The sequence below is a fragment of the Variovorax sp. BGA-UO-ETr-C22 genome, assembly GCF_059567965.1.
On record NZ_JCAQPA010000011.1, the window covers coordinates 2,641,871 to 2,656,582 of the forward strand.

The 14,712-nt window shown below is 69.0% G+C and carries 16 protein-coding genes; 13 read left to right on the forward strand and 3 right to left on the reverse strand.

Annotation, left to right across the window (positions count from 1 at the left end; translation table 11 throughout):
• Positions 1 to 159: 159 nt before the first annotated feature.
• The 6 genes from chrA (at position 160) to AC57B8_RS32400 (ending at position 4,785) form a co-directional block, all read left to right on the forward strand.
• The gene (gene chrA, locus AC57B8_RS32375; RefSeq protein WP_496481848.1) at positions 160 to 1,533 is read left to right on the forward strand and encodes a chromate efflux transporter; all 1,374 of its coding nucleotides are present in this window, start codon (positions 160 to 162) and stop codon (positions 1,531 to 1,533) included.
• Positions 1,534 to 1,543: 10 nt separating this feature from the next.
• A complete protein-coding gene (locus tag AC57B8_RS32380) occupies positions 1,544 to 2,470 on the forward strand; it encodes a Fe-Mn family superoxide dismutase (protein WP_496481849.1) in 927 nt (308 codons plus the stop codon).
• Entirely contained in the window at positions 2,467 to 2,925 is a 459-nt protein-coding gene (locus AC57B8_RS32385) for a chromate resistance protein ChrB domain-containing protein (RefSeq protein WP_496481850.1), read from the forward strand. Before AC57B8_RS32380 ends, AC57B8_RS32385 begins: the two co-directional genes overlap by 4 nt.
• Positions 2,926 to 3,057: 132 nt before the next feature.
• Entirely contained in the window at positions 3,058 to 3,354 is a 297-nt protein-coding gene (locus AC57B8_RS32390; RefSeq protein WP_496481851.1) for a hypothetical protein, read from the forward strand.
• 44 nt (positions 3,355 to 3,398) lie between these two features.
• Positions 3,399 to 3,764 carry a DUF2845 domain-containing protein gene (locus AC57B8_RS32395; RefSeq protein ID WP_496481852.1) on the forward strand — a complete coding sequence of 122 codons (366 nt, stop codon included), beginning with the start codon at positions 3,399 to 3,401 and terminating at the stop codon, positions 3,762 to 3,764.
• 205 nt (positions 3,765 to 3,969) lie between these two features.
• Positions 3,970 to 4,785, forward strand: coding sequence for a class I SAM-dependent methyltransferase (locus AC57B8_RS32400; protein ID WP_062468863.1), 816 nt, complete (start codon positions 3,970 to 3,972; stop codon positions 4,783 to 4,785).
• A gap of 16 nt (positions 4,786 to 4,801) precedes the next feature.
• Here AC57B8_RS32400 and AC57B8_RS32405 read toward each other — a convergent pair whose 3' ends face one another.
• The 3 genes from AC57B8_RS32405 to AC57B8_RS32415 all read right to left on the reverse strand — a co-directional run bounded on the left by AC57B8_RS32405 (position 4,802) and on the right by AC57B8_RS32415 (position 6,288).
• Positions 4,802 to 5,152: a DUF2200 domain-containing protein gene (locus tag AC57B8_RS32405; RefSeq protein ID WP_496481853.1), complete on the reverse strand. Its 351-nt coding sequence runs from the start codon at positions 5,150 to 5,152 to the stop codon at positions 4,802 to 4,804.
• A 105-nt stretch (positions 5,153 to 5,257) separates the two neighbouring features.
• Entirely contained in the window at positions 5,258 to 5,578 is a 321-nt protein-coding gene (locus tag AC57B8_RS32410) for a hypothetical protein (protein WP_496481854.1), read from the reverse strand.
• Complete coding sequence (locus AC57B8_RS32415; protein ID WP_390345616.1) at positions 5,575 to 6,288, reverse strand: helix-turn-helix domain-containing protein; 714 nt, start codon at positions 6,286 to 6,288, stop codon at positions 5,575 to 5,577. Before AC57B8_RS32415 ends, AC57B8_RS32410 begins: the two co-directional genes overlap by 4 nt.
• Positions 6,289 to 6,492: 204 nt before the next feature.
• Between AC57B8_RS32415 and AC57B8_RS32420 the strand changes: the two genes are divergently transcribed.
• Genes AC57B8_RS32420 through AC57B8_RS32450 form a run of 7 tightly spaced genes read left to right on the forward strand, consistent with a single transcriptional unit; the run spans position 6,493 to position 14,709 of the window.
• A complete protein-coding gene (locus tag AC57B8_RS32420) occupies positions 6,493 to 7,647 on the forward strand; it encodes an NAD(P)/FAD-dependent oxidoreductase (RefSeq protein WP_496481855.1) in 1,155 nt (384 codons plus the stop codon).
• Between the two features lie 42 nt (positions 7,648 to 7,689).
• Complete coding sequence (locus AC57B8_RS32425) at positions 7,690 to 9,141, forward strand: M81 family metallopeptidase (RefSeq protein WP_496481856.1); 1,452 nt, start codon at positions 7,690 to 7,692, stop codon at positions 9,139 to 9,141.
• Positions 9,142 to 9,188: 47 nt separating this feature from the next.
• On the forward strand, positions 9,189 to 10,766 hold the full coding sequence (locus AC57B8_RS32430) for an ABC transporter substrate-binding protein (RefSeq protein WP_492734484.1): 1,578 nt from the start codon (positions 9,189 to 9,191) through the stop codon (positions 10,764 to 10,766).
• Positions 10,767 to 10,781: 15 nt separating this feature from the next.
• On the forward strand, positions 10,782 to 11,717 hold the full coding sequence (locus AC57B8_RS32435; RefSeq protein WP_056574393.1) for an ABC transporter permease: 936 nt from the start codon (positions 10,782 to 10,784) through the stop codon (positions 11,715 to 11,717).
• A gap of 25 nt (positions 11,718 to 11,742) precedes the next feature.
• Entirely contained in the window at positions 11,743 to 12,660 is a 918-nt protein-coding gene (locus tag AC57B8_RS32440; protein WP_235944270.1) for an ABC transporter permease, read from the forward strand.
• 13 nt (positions 12,661 to 12,673) lie between these two features.
• The gene (locus tag AC57B8_RS32445; RefSeq protein WP_159277897.1) at positions 12,674 to 13,708 is read left to right on the forward strand and encodes an ABC transporter ATP-binding protein; all 1,035 of its coding nucleotides are present in this window, start codon (positions 12,674 to 12,676) and stop codon (positions 13,706 to 13,708) included.
• Positions 13,705 to 14,709, forward strand: a complete 1,005-nt coding sequence (locus AC57B8_RS32450) for an ABC transporter ATP-binding protein (protein ID WP_496481857.1) — start codon at positions 13,705 to 13,707, stop codon at positions 14,707 to 14,709. Before AC57B8_RS32445 ends, AC57B8_RS32450 begins: the two co-directional genes overlap by 4 nt.
• Positions 14,710 to 14,712 lie beyond the last annotated feature (3 nt).

A 14,712-nucleotide genomic window follows, 5' to 3' on the forward strand; every position in this document is an offset into this window, starting at 1 on the left:
CACGGGTGCGTTCCAGCAACGTGAAGAGGGCCTGAGGGCCCTGCGTTGCCAGCAGGAACGGCCACTGCTACGATGCCCTTCCGCGGGAAAACAGCCTCCCGCGCTGCAAAGCAAGACGGTGTCCCGTCCAAGCGCTGGTGACCCTCAACGGAGTTTTCCGTGGACACCGCCTTGCCTGACGCCCCCTCCGCGCTTCCTGCGCCCCCCACGCCCATTTCCTTTGCCGAAGCGTTTCGCTTCTGGCTCAAGCTCGGCTTCATCAGTTTCGGCGGGCCCGCCGGGCAGATCGCGATCATGCATGCGGAGCTGGTCGAGCGGCGGCGCTGGATCAGCGAAAAGCGCTTCCTGCACGCGCTGAACTTCTGCATGCTGCTGCCCGGCCCCGAGGCGCAGCAACTGGCCACCTACATTGGCTGGCTCATGCACCGCACGCGCGGCGGCCTCGTGGCCGGCACCCTGTTCGTGCTGCCCTCGCTGTTCATCCTCATCGCGCTGTCGTGGGTCTACCTGCGCTTCGGCAACGTGCCGGTGGTGGCCGGCATCTTCTACGGCATCAAGCCGGCGGTCACCGCGCTGGTGCTGCATGCGGCGCATCGCATCGGCAGCCGTGCGTTGAAGAACCGGTGGATGTGGGGCATCGCCGCCGCGGCCTTCGTCGCCATCTTCGCGTTCGATGCGCCGTTTCCGGCGATCGTGCTGGCCGCCGGCCTCATCGGCCACTTCGGCGCGCGACGGGCGCCCGAGGTGTTCGCGCTCGGCGGCGGCCATGGCAGCGCGCAGCAGCACTACGGCCCGGCGCTGATCGACGACGACACGCCCACGCCGGCGCACGCGCGCTTTTCACGCGCGCACCTGCTCAGGATCCTGGGCATCGGCCTGGGCCTGTGGCTGCTGGCCATGGGCGTGCTCGTCGCGACCCAGGGCCTGCATGGCACGCTCACGCAGATGGGAGGGTTCTTCACCAAGGCCGCACTGCTGACCTTCGGCGGCGCCTATGCCGTGCTTCCCTACGTGTACCAGGGGGCCGTCGAGCAGTACCACTGGCTCTCCGGCACGCAGATGATCGACGGGCTGGCGCTGGGAGAAACCACGCCGGGCCCGCTCATCATGGTCGTGGCCTTCGTCGGCTTTGTCGGCGGCTGGCTGACGCAGGTGCTGGGGCCCGACTCGCTGTTCCTCGGCGGCGCGCTGGCGGCGACCGTCGTCACCTTCTTCACCTTCCTGCCCTCGTTCATCTTCATCCTGGCCGGCGGGCCCGCCATCGAGGCCACGCACGGCCGGCTGGGCTTCACTGCGCCGCTGTCGGCGATCACCGCGGCGGTGGTGGGCGTGATCCTGAACCTGGCGCTGTTCTTCGCGTACCACGTGCTCTGGCCGCACGGCTTCGCAGGCCGCTTCGACGCGATCTCGGCGGTGATGGCCGTGGCCGCGGCCATCGCCCTGTTCCGCTTCAAGGTCGGCGTGATGACGTTGCTCGGTGCCTGCGCGGCCATCGGGTTGGCGCTCACGTGGCTGTCTGCCCTGCCGCGCTGAAGGAGTTCCCATGGACGCCCGGCCCCAACCATTGCCCTTCGACCCCGCCACGCTGCGCGGGCTGTCGCAGAAGCTTCTGAACAGCCATCACCAGAACAACTATGGCGGCGCCGTCAGGCGCCTCAACGCCATCCGCGCGCAGCTCGCCACGGCATCGTTCACCGCCATGCCCGGTTTCGCGCTCAACGGCCTCAAGCGCGAAGAGCTCATCGCCAGCAACTCGATGCTGCTGCACGAGCTGTACTTCGCCTCGCTCGGCGGCGATGGCCGGTCGATGGAGCCCGCCATGGCGCTCGCCCTGGCGGCAAATTTCGGCAGCGTCGATCGATGGCGCGAGGAATTCGCAGCGATGGGCAAGGCGCTTGGCGGCGGTTCGGGCTGGGTGCTGCTCACCTTCCAGCCGCGCGAGGGCACGCTGGTCAACCAATGGGCTGCTGACCACACCCACGCGCTGGCGGGCGGCACGCCGCTGCTGGCGCTGGACATGTACGAGCACGCCTACCACCTGGACCACGGCGCCGCCGCCGGCGCGTACGTCGATGCCTTCATGGCCAACATCGACTGGGCCCCGGTGTACGCGCGCTACCAGCAGGCGGTGCACGCCGCCAGCGAGCCCTTCGGCGCGGCGCAGGACGACGTGGCCGGCTCGATGCTGCTCGACGTGCGCCGTGCCGGCGTGTTCGCACAGGCCGCGTCGATGCTCCCCGGTGCCCGCTGGCGCGACCCGGCGGCGGTCGATCGCTGGGCCGCCGAACTGCCGGCCGATCGCGCGCTGGTCGTCTACTGCGTGTACGGCCACGAGGTGGGACGCAGCACGGCCCTGCGGTTGCGCGCCGCGGGCCTGGACGCCCGTTATCTGCGCGGCGGCATCGACGGCTGGCAGGCCGCCGGCCGGCCGCTCCAGCCCAAGCCTGCCGACCCAGGAGCCACGCCATGAAATGGATCACCCGCGAACGCCCGAAGATCGACCGCATCGCCTGCCCGTGGCTGATCCTGCGCTTCATCGACCGCGAGGCCGAGTTTCTCTACGTGCCGCCGGCCGACGTGCTGGCCATGGCGCAAAGCACCGGCGCCACGTCCTACGACATTCCGGGCGTGGAGATGAGCCACGTCGGCGAACGCTGCAGCTTCGACGCCTTCCTCGCGAAGTACCGGCTCGCCGACCCTGCGCTGCACCAGATGGCCGACATCGTGCGCGGCGCGGACACCGCGCGGCTCGACCTCACGCCGCAGTCGGCGGGGCTCTACGCCATCTCGCTGGGCCTGTCGCGCGTGTTCGCCGATGACCACGCCATGCTGCAGCATGGGCTGGTGATATACGACGCGCTGTATGCGTGGTGCAGCGAGGGCCGCGGCGAGACGCACAACTGGCCGCCGAAGATGCCGGCGTGAAGCGGGTCGGAGGACGATGGCCTGCCTTGCCGGAAGCGCGCTAACATTTCGCCCGGCTCCGCCGCACCACCCGGGCCGGACCCTTGAGCGCACAGCGACAACCCAGGGTGTCACCGCAAATGGAGCGTCCCGATGTGGAGCATCCTGGCCGACCTTGTCGTCGGCATCTTCGATTTCGTTCTCGATGTCCTGCTGTTCCGAGGCCTGCGCCGCAAGCACGGCCAGCGCAACCGCAGCGTGGCGGAAGACGCCGTCGAGGTCGCGCGCTTCGACTTCGTCACGCTGACGTTCATCGCGCTGGTCAGCGTCGGCTTGATGCTGATCCTGGCCATCGGATTCGATGTGCCGGCGGGCTGGAGCGTGGGCATCGGCATCACCTTCGGCGCAATCTGGGGCCTCTGGCGGTACGCCCAACTGGTTCGTGAGTGAGCGATGCGCACATGAAGCATTCAAGAAGGTCAACGATGCCGGGTGTGACTCGTTTCACACGCCTGGCCACCGGGCTGTCGATCGCAGCCGCAGCCCTGCTCGCTGCCGGCTCCGCCTCGGCCCAGTCCCTCGCCTGTAACGGCTACCTCGTCGGAAAAGGAGCGTCGCCCGCGACCTTGCTCCAGACCTGCGGCGAGCCGGTCTACCGGCAGATGGTCTGCGTGCCGATGGTGCAGCTGGGCTGGGTCCTCACGCCCTATCGGCCGGGCAGCCCCGAGGCGGTGCTGGCCAATCAATGCGTACCGATGGAGGAATGGACCTACGACCGGGGTCCGGGCACCTTCTTCGGCATCGTGCGCATCTACAACGGCACGATCGAATCGGTGCGCGATGGGGACCGCGGCCGTTAGGGGGTCGACCGATCGGCGCGCCCGAAACGCCCGGCAACATCTCCGGTACCCACTACAGGGGAGGACGCCCGCGCAACGGCGTTGACGACGATGCCTGGCAGGGCCACCATGGCCCATCGTCCCCGTCACGCATGCCCGAACAGGCAACGGACTCGTTGGAGCAAGGGAGCAGGCCCGCTCTGTTCAGAGCTTTCAAGGAGTTCCCATGGCCGACGAAAGCGACAAGGTGTTCGCGGGCTCGATCCCGAAGTTCTACGACACGCTGATGGTCCCCCTGATCTTCGAGGGCTACGCCGTCGACGCGGCCGCCCTGGTCGCTGCGTTCTCGCCCGGCGCGGTGCTGGAAACGGCGGCCGGCAGCGGCGCGGTCACGCGGATGCTGGCACCCCAGCTCGGCGCCGGTGCGCGCTACGTGGTGACCGACCTCAACCCCGCCATGCTCGACTACGCGGTCACGCGGCAGGCGAGGGACAACCGCATCGAATGGCGGCAGGCCGATGCGCTCGCCCTGCCGTTCGAGAACGCCTCGTTCGATGTGGTCCTGTGCCAGTTCGGCGCCATGTTCTTCCCTGACAGAGTTGCCGGCTACAGCGAGGCGCGTCGCGTGCTGAAACCCGGCGGGCGCTTCGTGTTCAGCGTCTGGGACCGCATCGAAGACAACGCCTTCGCCGACGACGTCACCCGCGCCGTCGCCACCGTGTTCCCGGACGACCCGCCGCGCTTTCTCGCGCGCACGCCGCACGGCTACCACGACGTCGCACAGATCCGCGACGACCTGCGCCGCGCGGGGTTCACCGACATCGAGGTCCAGACGCACGAGAAGCTGAGCCACTCGCCCTCGGCACGCGAGGTGGCGGTGGCCTACTGCCAGGGCACGCCGCTGCGCAACGAGATCGAGGCGCGCGACGCAAGCCTGCTCCAGCTCGCGACCGACCGCGCGGAGGAGGCGATTGCCAGCCGGCATGGCACCGGCCCGGTGGCTGGGAAGATCCAGGCGCATGTCATCGTGGCGACCGGCTAGGCAGGCCCCATTCGCACTACGTCCGCAGGATCTTCTCGATCGCCTTGCCCTTGGCCAGCTCGTCGACCAGCTTGTCCATGTAGCGGATCTTCTGCATCAGCGGGTCTTCGACTTCCTCGACGCGCACGCCGCACACCACGCCCTTGATCAGCGCGCGGTTCGGGTGCAGCGCCGGGGCCTGCGCGAAGAAGGTCCTGAAATCGTTCTGCTGTTCGATCTGCTGCTGCAGCCCCGCCGCGTCGTAGCCGGTGAGCCAGCAGATGACCTGATCGACTTCGTCCTTCGTGCGCTGCTTGCGCGCCGCTTTCTGGACGTACATGGGGTACACCTTGGCGAACGGCATCGCGAAAATTCGGTGCTCTGACATCGTCATGTCTCCTTCATGTCGGTCGGAATTTGCGATTCTGGCGAGGTGCTCGCTCGGGCTCAACCTTCAAGCTCTTGAAGTGAAGGCCCTTCCGTCTACTGGCAGCTAGGGATACCAGACGATCGAGCACCCCTCCTCGAATGCGCCTTCGTAGTGTTTCCGGAACGCGTGCATCCGAGGATCGTTCAGCGCCTCGACATCCACCGGGCGCCCTTCCCAAAGGCGAAGGTCGACGAATCCGAATTTCGCGAGCTCCGACGCAGCATCCTCTTCGCGAGGGACGTCTTCACTTTGCGCCAGGAAGAGCATGAGCTTGTGCCTGCCACCCACGGCCGGTGCATCCCACTCGAAATCGCAGACGCCGCTGTAGGTCGCTTCGGCGCCGTAGACATAGACCCGGACCATGCCGGCCGGCGACGAGCTCACCCCTTCCCGCCCCGACCGGTCTTCTTCGCCGCCACGGTCTTGCGCGCCGGCTTCATCGCAGGCGCCTCGCGCGCCGACTTCATGTGCCCGCTCTCCCCCGAGGTCATGCCCACGATCTTCGCGAGCTGGCGGCTCACGCTCACGTAGGCATGGCCGAGGCGGCTGTCGAAGTACAGCGAGTCGCCGCGCGCCAGGCGCACCACTTCGCCGTTGTCGAAGTACACGTCGATCTCGCCCGACAGCACGTAGGCGAACTCTTCGCCCGTGTGGCGCACGAAGTCCTCGGGGCCGTTGATGCGGCGCGCGTGCACGGTGCCGACGATGGGGCTCATCTGCTTGCCGGCGGCGGTGGTGCCCAGGAACTCGTAGGCGATGGCCAGCCCCTTGTAGACCACGCCCTTGCCCGCGCGCGTGACGACCGGGCCGTCGAGTTGCTCGGGCTTGACGCCCGCGCCCGCGAACATGGCGTTCATGTCCATCTCGAGCGCGCGGCCCAGCGCGGTGAAGTTCTCGTAGCCGAGCGCGAGCTGGCCGCGCTCGGCGCGCGAGATGGTGGTGATCGACACGCCGGAGCGCTCGGCCAGTTGCGCCAGCGTCCAGCCGAAACGCTTGCGCGCGGTGCGCAGGCGATGGCCGAAAGTGGTGCGGTCCAGCGTGGGCGGCTCTTCCTTCGGCTTCGCCCCGCCCCGGTTCCCTGTGTGTGGAGTCACGCTTGGCTTTCTCTAGGTATGCCGGGTGATTCTGCCAGCCCCGCGCCCGGCCGGCCACGCACGGCGCGACAGCCCCGGCATGCGTTTTGCGTATGCGCAAATTGCGTGTACGCAAATTTCACCTCGGTGGTGCACCCATGGTTTCCCCTTGGTTGGCGCAAATCAATTTGCGTATCCGCAAATTTCTACCTACACTTTTCGGCGATGACAACAAGCACAACCACTCCCGTCGTGGCCGACTACCTCGTGATCGGCGGCGGCATCGCCGGGGCCTCGGTGGCCCACTGGCTCGCCCCGCATGCCCGCGTGATCCTGCTCGAACGCGAAGCCCAGCCGGGCTACCACTCCACCGGCCGTTCGGCCGCGCTCTTCATGGAGAGCTACGGCACGCCGCAGGTGCGTGCCCTCACCATGGCCAGCCGCGCCTTCCTCGAACACCCGCCCGAAGGCTTTGCCGAGCACCCGCTGCTCACGCCGCGCGGCGCGATGATGGTCGCGGGCACCGAGCACCTGCACGAGCTCGAAGCGCACTGGGAACTGCTGCGCGCCATGAACGTCGGCGCCCAGCGCCTCGATGGCGAGCAGGCGCGCGAGATGGTGCCGGCGCTGCGCCCCGAGCAGGTGGCTGGCGCGGTGTACGAACCCGACGCCTCCGACATGGACGTGCACGCCATCCACCAGGGCTACCTGCGCGGCATGCGCCAGGCCGGTGGCAAGCTGGTGTGCGACGCCGACGTCACGGCCATGGAGCGCGTGGGCGACCGCTGGCGCGTGACGGCGGGCGGCGCGGTGTACGAAGCGCCCGTGGTGCTCAACGCCGCCGGCGCCTGGGTCGACACGATCGCGCAGCTGGCCGGCGTGCGCCCGCTGGGCATCGAGCCGCGCCGCCGTTCGGCCTTCATCTTCGCGCCGCCCGAGGGCCAGAGCGTGGCGCACTGGCCGATGGTGTTCGCCGCCGACGAGGGCTGGTACATCAAGCCCGACGCCGGCATGCTGCTGGGCTCGCCGGCCAACGCCGACCCGGTCGAGCCGCAGGACGTGCAGCCCGAAGAGATGGACATCGCCATCGCCATGCACCGCATCGAGGAGGCGACCACGCTCGCCATCCGCCGGCCCACGCGCACCTGGGCCGGCCTGCGTTCCTTCGTGGCCGACGGCGACCTGGTGGGCGGCTTCGCGCCCGACGCGCCCGGCTTCTTCTGGGTCGCGGCGCAAGGCGGCTACGGCATCCAGACCTCGGCCGCCATGGGCGAGGCCTGCGCCGCGCTGGCACGCGGCCTGCCGCTGCCCGAGCGCATCGCGGGCTTCGGGCTCACGGCCGAGATGCTCGGCCCGCAGCGCCTGCGTACGGCCGGCTGATCCGCGTTCCCTCCCCACCAATCTTCCCCACGAGAAATCACCATGCGTGTCTTCAGTGCCTCCCTCGCGACCGAAACCAACACCTTCGGCCCGATGCCGACCGGCATCGCCTCCTTCAAGGACCGCGGCTACTTCCCCGCCGGCCAGCATCCCGATGCGCTGACGATCTACTCGGGCCCGCTGTGGGCCGCGCGCATCCGCGGCAAGGAAAAGGGCTGGACGCTGCTCGAAGGCATGGTGGCGGGCGCGCAGCCCAGCGGCATCACCACGCGCCATGCCTACGAAACCCTGCGCGACGAAATGCTGAACGACCTGCGCGCCGCGCTGCCGGTGGACATGGTGCTGCTCGGCCTGCACGGCGCGATGGTGGCCGACGGCTACGACGACTGCGAAGGCGACATGCTGGCGCGCGTGCGCCAGATCGTGGGCCCTGACGTGGTGATCGGCGCCGAGCTCGACCCGCACAACCACCTCACGCCCGCCATGGTGGACAACGCCAACGTGATGGTCTCCTTCAAGGAGTATCCGCACACCGACGTGCTCGAACGCGGGCTGGAGCTCGTCGACATCTGCGCCGCGGCCGTGGAAGGCAAGGTCAAGCCGGTGGTCGCGATGGTCGACTGCGACATCATCGTCACCGTCCACACGTCGCGCGAACCGGCGCGCAGCTTCGTGCAGCGCATGCAGGCGCTCGAAGGCAAGGACGGCGTGCTCTCGGTCTCGCTCACGCACGGCTTCTCGTGGGGCGACGTGCCCGAGATGGGCACCAAGGTGCTGGTCTACACCGACGGCGATCAGGCCAAGGCGAATGCGCTCGCACGCCAGCTGGCCGACGAAGTCATCGGCATGCGCGACGGCCTCACGGTCAACTACCCCAGCATCGACGACTCGCTCGACGAGGCCCTGGCCTTCGACGGCGGCCCCGTGGTGCTGGCCGACGGCGCCGACAACCCCGGCGGCGGCGCGGCGAGCGACTCCACCTTCATCCTGCGCCGCATGCTGGAGCGCAGCATCACCAACGCGGCCCTGGGCCCGATGTGGGACCCGATCGCCGTGCGCATCGCCTTCGACGCCGGCGTGGGCGCGAAGCTGCAGATGCGCATCGGCGGCAAGATCAGCCCGCTGTCGGGCGACCCGCTGGACCTCGAATGCACCGTGAAGGCGCTGCAGGAAGACCTGGTGATGACGGGCCTGTCGAACACGCCCACCGCCATGGGCGACTGCGCGCTGGTCGAGGTGAACGGCATCGACATCGTGCTGATCACGCGGCGCAACCAGGCCATGGGCACCGACCTGTTCACGCAGCTGGGCTGCGACCTCGCGGCCAAGAAGATCGTGGTCGTCAAGTCGTCGCAGCACTTCTACGCGTCGTACTCCCAGGTGGCCAAGCACGTGATCTACGCCGGCGCACCGGGCGCCGTGACGCTCGACCTCACCACCCTGCCGTACCGCAAGGCCCGCCTGCCGAAGTGGCCCATCGGCGTCGCCGCCTGAACTCCCTCTTCTTTTTTTGTTTCGCCCCACCGACCGGAGAACCGACGATGACCCGACGAACGCTTGCTGCCCTCGCTGCCCTGGCCCTTTCGGCCGCCAGCCTTCCCGCGCTCGCCCAGACGCCGCCCAAGACACTCAAGGTGGTGGCGCATGCCGACCTGAAGATCCTCGACCCGACCTTCACCACGGCCTACATCTCGCGCAACTTCGGCCACATGGTGTACGACACGCTGTTCGCGCAGGATGCCACCGGCAAGCCGCAGCCGCAGATGGTCGAGAAGTACACGACCTCGAAAGACGGCAAGCAGTGGAGCTTCACGCTGCGCCCCGGCCTGAAGTTCTCCGACGGCGCCGCCGTGACCTCGGCCGACGCCGTGGCCTCGCTGCAGCGCTGGGCGGCGCGCGACAGCCTGGGCCGCGCCATGACGGCCGTCGGCGCCGAGTGGAAGGCGACCGACGCACGCAACTTCACACTCACGCTCAACGAGCCCTTCGGCATGGTGCTCGACGCGCTGGCCAAGCCCTCGGGCTTTCCGCCGGTGATCCTGCCCGAGCGCATCGCCAAGCTGCCGGCCACCGCGCCCCTCACCGAGGTCGTCGGCTCGGGGCCCTTCATCTTCAAGCGTGACGAATGGGTGCCGGGCAACAAGACGGTGTTCGTGCGCAACCCGAACTACGTGGCACGCAGCGAGCCGCCCAGCGGCCTGGCCGGCAGCAAGAAGACCAGCCTCGACCGCGTCGAATGGCTCTACCTGCCCGACGCCAACAGCGCGATCTCGGCGCTCAAGCGCGGCGAGGTCGACTACATCGAGCAGCTGGCGCCCGACTACATCGCGCCGCTGCGCACCGACAGCAACATCAAGATCGGCTCCGGCGGCGCCTACCAGGGCTTCCTGGTGATGAACCAGCTGCACCCGCCCTTCGACAACCCGAAGGTGCGCCAGGCGCTGTTGCAGGCCGTGAACCAGGAACGCTTCGTCGCGGCCATGGGCTTCCCGCTGGACATGCGCATGGCCTACTGCGCCACCTGGTTCATCTGCGGCAGCCCCAACGACACCTCGGCCGGCGCGGAACCCTTCCGCAAGGCCGACGTCGCCAAGGCGAAGAAGATGCTCGCCGACGCCGGCTACAAGGGCGAGAAGGTGGTGCTGATGGTGCCCAGCGACGTGCCCTACCTCAATGCCGAGGCGCTGATGGCCGCGCAGACCATGAAGAGCATCGGCCTGAACGTCGATGCGCAGACCATGGACTGGGCCTCGATCGGCGCGCGTCGCGCCAAGCGCGATGCGGCCGACGCCGGCGGCTGGAACATGTACGTCACGGTGGCCGGCGAGTTCGACGTGAACTCGCCCATCAGCAACGCCTACCTGGGCGCGGCCTGCGGCAACACGCTGCCCGGCTGGCCCTGCGACAAGAAGCTCGACGAGCTGCGCACCGCCTGGCTGAAGGAAACCGTGCCGGCCAAGCGCAAGGAACTGCTCGACGCCTTCCAGTCGCGTGCCTATGAGGCCGTGCCGTACATCAACGCGGGCCAGTACTCGGCCGCGTTCGCGGCGCGCGCCAGCATCAAGGGGCTGGACAAGATGTGGGCCGGCATGCCCACCGTCTGGGTGCTCGACAAGTAAGCCACGCGCACCGCCATGGGCTACATCGTTCGACGCTTTCTTTCCACGCTGCCGGTGATGGCGGTGGTGGCCGTGGTGGTGTTCCTGCTGATCCACCTGTCGCCCGGCGACCCGGCCGCGCTCATCGCGGGCGACCTCGCCACCACCGAGGACATCGACAAGCTGCGCGCCGCGCTCGGCCTGAACCTGCCACTGTGGCAGCAGTTCGGGTTGTGGATCGGCAAGATCTTCACCGGCGACCTGGGCACCTCGATCTTCACGCAGGTGCCGGTGACGCAGCTGCTCGGCCAGCGGCTGGAGCCGACGGTGTCGATCGCGGCGCTGACCATGCTCATCACGCTGGTGACGGCCGTGCCGCTGGGCACGCTCGCGGCCTACTGCGCGGGCACCTGGATCGACCGCCTCGTGATGCTGTTCGCGGTGCTGGCCTTCTCGGTGCCGGTGTTCCTCGTGGGCTACCTGCTGGTCTACACCTTCGCGGTGCAGCTGCCGTGGTTTCCGGTGCAGGGCTACGTGAACTTCTCCGAAGGCCCCGGCGCCTGGCTGCGCGCGCTGGTGCTGCCCTGCGTGAACCTGGCGCTGGTGTACATCGCGCTGGTGACGCGCATGACGCGCGCCACCGTGCTCGAGGTGCTGCACGAGGACTACATCCGCACCGCGCGCGCCAAGGGCCTGGGCGTGCTGCCGGTGCTGGGCCATGCGCTGCGCAACGCGGCCATTCCCATCGCCACCACCATCGGCGCGGGCATTGCGCTCCTGATCGGCGGCGTGGTGGTCACCGAGACGGTGTTCGCCATTCCGGGCGTGGGCCGGCTGGTGATCGATTCGGTGCAGCGTCATGACTACCCGGTGATCCAGAGCGTGCTGCTGCTGTCGGCGGGCGTGTACGTGCTGATCAACCTCCTGATCGATCTGAGCTACCGCCTGTTCGATCCGCGCATCCAGTACTAGAACAAAGAACGAGCCCCACGACGCCATGTCCACTGCCCTGCCCTTGCGCGAGGTCGATGCGCCGGTGCCCAGCACCGCCGTTGCCGACGCCGCCGAAGACCCTCCTTTCGTACCGCCGCGCTGGCGCTGGGTGCGCAAGCACCCGACGCTGATCGTCGGCGCGCTGCTGCTCCTCGCGGTGGCCGCACTGTCCATCGCCGCCCCCTGGATCGCCACCCACGACCCGCAGGACATCGACCCGCTGGCGCGCATGCAGCCGGCCTCGGCCGAGCACTGGTTCGGCACCGACGCGCTGGGCCGTGACGTGTTCAGCCGCGCCGTGTGGGGCGGTCGCGTGTCGATGATCGTCGGCGCCTCGGTGGCCGTGCTCGCCACCTTCTTCGGCATCGCGCTGGGCCTGGTGTCGGGCTTCGTGCGCTGGGCCGACGGCCCGATCATGCGGGTGATGGACGGCCTCATGGCCATCCCCGGCATCCTGCTGGCCATTGCGCTCATGGCCGTGACGCGCGCCAGCCTCACCACCGTGATCATCGCCATCACCGTGCCCGAGATTCCGCGCGTGGTGCGGCTGGTGCGCTCGCTGGCGCTCACGCTGCGCGAGCAGCTGTTCGTGGAGGCCGCGCATGCAGTGGGCACACGGCTGCCGGTGATCCTCGTGCGGCACGTGCTGCCGAACATCGTGGCGCCGCTGGTGGTGCAGGCCACCTTCGTCGCCGCCGCCGCCGTGCTCACCGAGGCTGCGCTGTCCTTTCTTGGCGTGGGCGTGCCTTCGCAGACGCCGAGCTGGGGGAACATGATGGCCGAGGGCCGCAACTTCGTGACCGTGGCGTTCCACATCATCCTGTACCCGGGCCTGCTGCTGGCGGCCACGGTGCTGGCCATCAACCTGCTCGGCGACGGCCTGCGCGATGCGCTCGACCCGCGCCTGGCGCGGCAGCTGTGAAGAGGAACGCGCCATGACCATTCCCATGTCCCAGGTCACCCTCGCCCCCGGCGAGCCCTTGCTCGAGGTCGACAACCTGCGCACCTACTTCAGCACGCTCGCCGGCACGGTGCGCTCGGTCGACGGCGTGTCGTACACCGTGCGCGCGGGTCGCACGCTCGGCGTGGTCGGCGAATCGGGCTGCGGCAAGAGCGTGACGGCGCTCTCGATCCTGCGGCTGGTGCCCACGCCGCCCGGGCGCCACATGGGCGCGGTGCGCCTGCGCGGCACCGACCTGATGCAGCTCAGCGAACGCGAGATGCGGCAGATCCGCGGCAACCGCATCTCGATGATCTTCCAGGAGCCGATGACCTCGCTGAACCCGGTGCTCACCGTGGGCCGGCAGATCGCCGAGACGGTGCAGCTGCACCAGAAGGCCAGCCGCGCCGAGGCGCTGCAGCGCGCGGTCGAGATGCTGCGCCTGGTGCAGATTCCCGAGCCCGAGCGGCGCGTGAACGAGTACCCGCACCAGCTCTCGGGCGGCATGCGCCAGCGCGTGATGATCGCGCTGGCCCTGGCCTGCAATCCCGAGGTGCTGATCGCCGACGAGCCCACCACCGCGCTCGACGTGACCATCCAGGCGCAGATCCTCGACCTCATCAAGCGGCTGCAGAAGGAGCTGGGCATGGGCGTGGTGATGATCACGCACGACCTGGGCGTGGTGGCCGAGAGCTGCGACCGCGTGGTCGTCATGTACGCCGGCAAGAAGGTGGAAGAGGCCGACGTGGTCGACCTCTTCGACCGCCCGCTGCACCCCTACACGCGAGCGCTGATGGCCTCGATGCCCGCTATGAGCACCTCGAGCGCGCGGCTGCACGAGATTCCGGGCATGGTGCCCGCCGCGCACGAGCTGGGGCGCGGCTGCGCCTTTGCCGCGCGCTGCGCGCAGGCGCGTGAACGCTGCCGCCGCGAGACACCGCCGCTCTCGACGCAGGGAGACGGCCACGTGGTCGCCTGCTTCGCGGTGCAGGAACAATGGACCGACGAGGCTGCCGAGGTGAGCGCATGACAACAACAACGACAACAACATCCACCAAGGCGCCGCTGCTGCAGGTGCGCGAGCTGCGCAAGCACTACACCTCGCCGCGGCGCTGGCTGCGCCCGGCCAAGCCCGCGATCCAGGCGGTCGACGGCGTGTCGTTCACCGTGGGGCACGGCGAGACGCTGTCGCTGGTCGGCGAATCGGGCTGCGGCAAGACCACCACGGCCAAGTCGGTGATGCGGCTGGTCGAGCCCACCTCGGGCTCGGTGCGGCTGAACGGCGAAGAGCTGCTGACCCTGCCTGCGAACGCGATGCGCCAGCGCCGGCGCGACCTGCAGATCATCTTCCAGGACCCGTACGCCTCGCTGAACCCGCGCCTCACGGCCGGCGACATCGTGGCCGAGCCGCTGCGCAACTTCGGCGACGTGTCGGTGGCCGAGCGCCGCGAGCGCGTGCAGTGGCTGTTCTCGCGCGTGGGCCTGCGGCCCGAGGCGGCGAAGAAGTTTCCGCACGAGTTCTCGGGCGGCCAGCGCCAGCGCCTGGGCATTGCGCGCGCGCTGGCGCTCAACCCCAAGCTGATCGTCTGCGACGAGCCCGTGTCGGCACTCGACGTGTCGGTGCAGGCGCAGGTGGTCAACCTGCTGATGGACCTGCAGGCCGAGTTCGGCATCGCCTACCTGTTCGTGGCGCACGACCTCGCCGTGGTGCGCCACATCAGCCACCGCGTGGCCGTGATGTACCTCGGCCACATCGTGGAGATCGCCGACCGCGACACGCTGTTCTCGGCGCCACGCCATCCGTACACCGAGATCCTGCTGTCGGCCGTGCCCGTGCCCAACCCGCGCACGCCCGCGCGCCGCCTGCTGCTGCAGGGCGATCCGCCGAGCCCGGCCAACCCGCCCTCGGGCTGCCGCTTTCACACGCGCTGCCCGATGGCGCAGGCCGTGTGCAAGGAGAAGACGCCCGAACTGACGGAGCGCCCTTCGTCTTCCCAGGGCGGCCATTGGGTCGCCTGTCACTTCCGTTGAAAG

Excerpts from the sequence above, each read along its gene's own strand:
- AC57B8_RS32420 (WP_496481855.1), top strand. The coding sequence starts at position 6,493 with ATGACAACAAGCACAACCACTCCCGTCGTGGCCGACTACCTCGTGATC.
- AC57B8_RS32450 (WP_496481857.1), top strand. The coding sequence starts at position 13,705 with ATGACAACAACAACGACAACAACATCCACCAAGGCGCCGCTGCTGCAG.
- AC57B8_RS32425 (WP_496481856.1), top strand. The coding sequence starts at position 7,690 with ATGCGTGTCTTCAGTGCCTCCCTCGCGACCGAAACCAACACCTTCGGC.
- AC57B8_RS32440 (WP_235944270.1), top strand. The coding sequence starts at position 11,743 with ATGTCCACTGCCCTGCCCTTGCGCGAGGTCGATGCGCCGGTGCCCAGC.
- AC57B8_RS32380 (WP_496481849.1), top strand. The coding sequence starts at position 1,544 with ATGGACGCCCGGCCCCAACCATTGCCCTTCGACCCCGCCACGCTGCGC.
- AC57B8_RS32445 (WP_159277897.1), top strand. The coding sequence starts at position 12,674 with ATGACCATTCCCATGTCCCAGGTCACCCTCGCCCCCGGCGAGCCCTTG.
- AC57B8_RS32385 (WP_496481850.1), top strand. The coding sequence starts at position 2,467 with ATGAAATGGATCACCCGCGAACGCCCGAAGATCGACCGCATCGCCTGC.
- AC57B8_RS32405 (WP_496481853.1), bottom strand. The coding sequence starts at position 5,152 with ATGTCAGAGCACCGAATTTTCGCGATGCCGTTCGCCAAGGTGTACCCC.
- AC57B8_RS32435 (WP_056574393.1), top strand. The coding sequence starts at position 10,782 with ATGGGCTACATCGTTCGACGCTTTCTTTCCACGCTGCCGGTGATGGCG.
- AC57B8_RS32430 (WP_492734484.1), top strand. The coding sequence starts at position 9,189 with ATGACCCGACGAACGCTTGCTGCCCTCGCTGCCCTGGCCCTTTCGGCC.
- AC57B8_RS32390 (WP_496481851.1), top strand. The coding sequence starts at position 3,058 with ATGTGGAGCATCCTGGCCGACCTTGTCGTCGGCATCTTCGATTTCGTT.
- AC57B8_RS32400 (WP_062468863.1), top strand. The coding sequence starts at position 3,970 with ATGGCCGACGAAAGCGACAAGGTGTTCGCGGGCTCGATCCCGAAGTTC.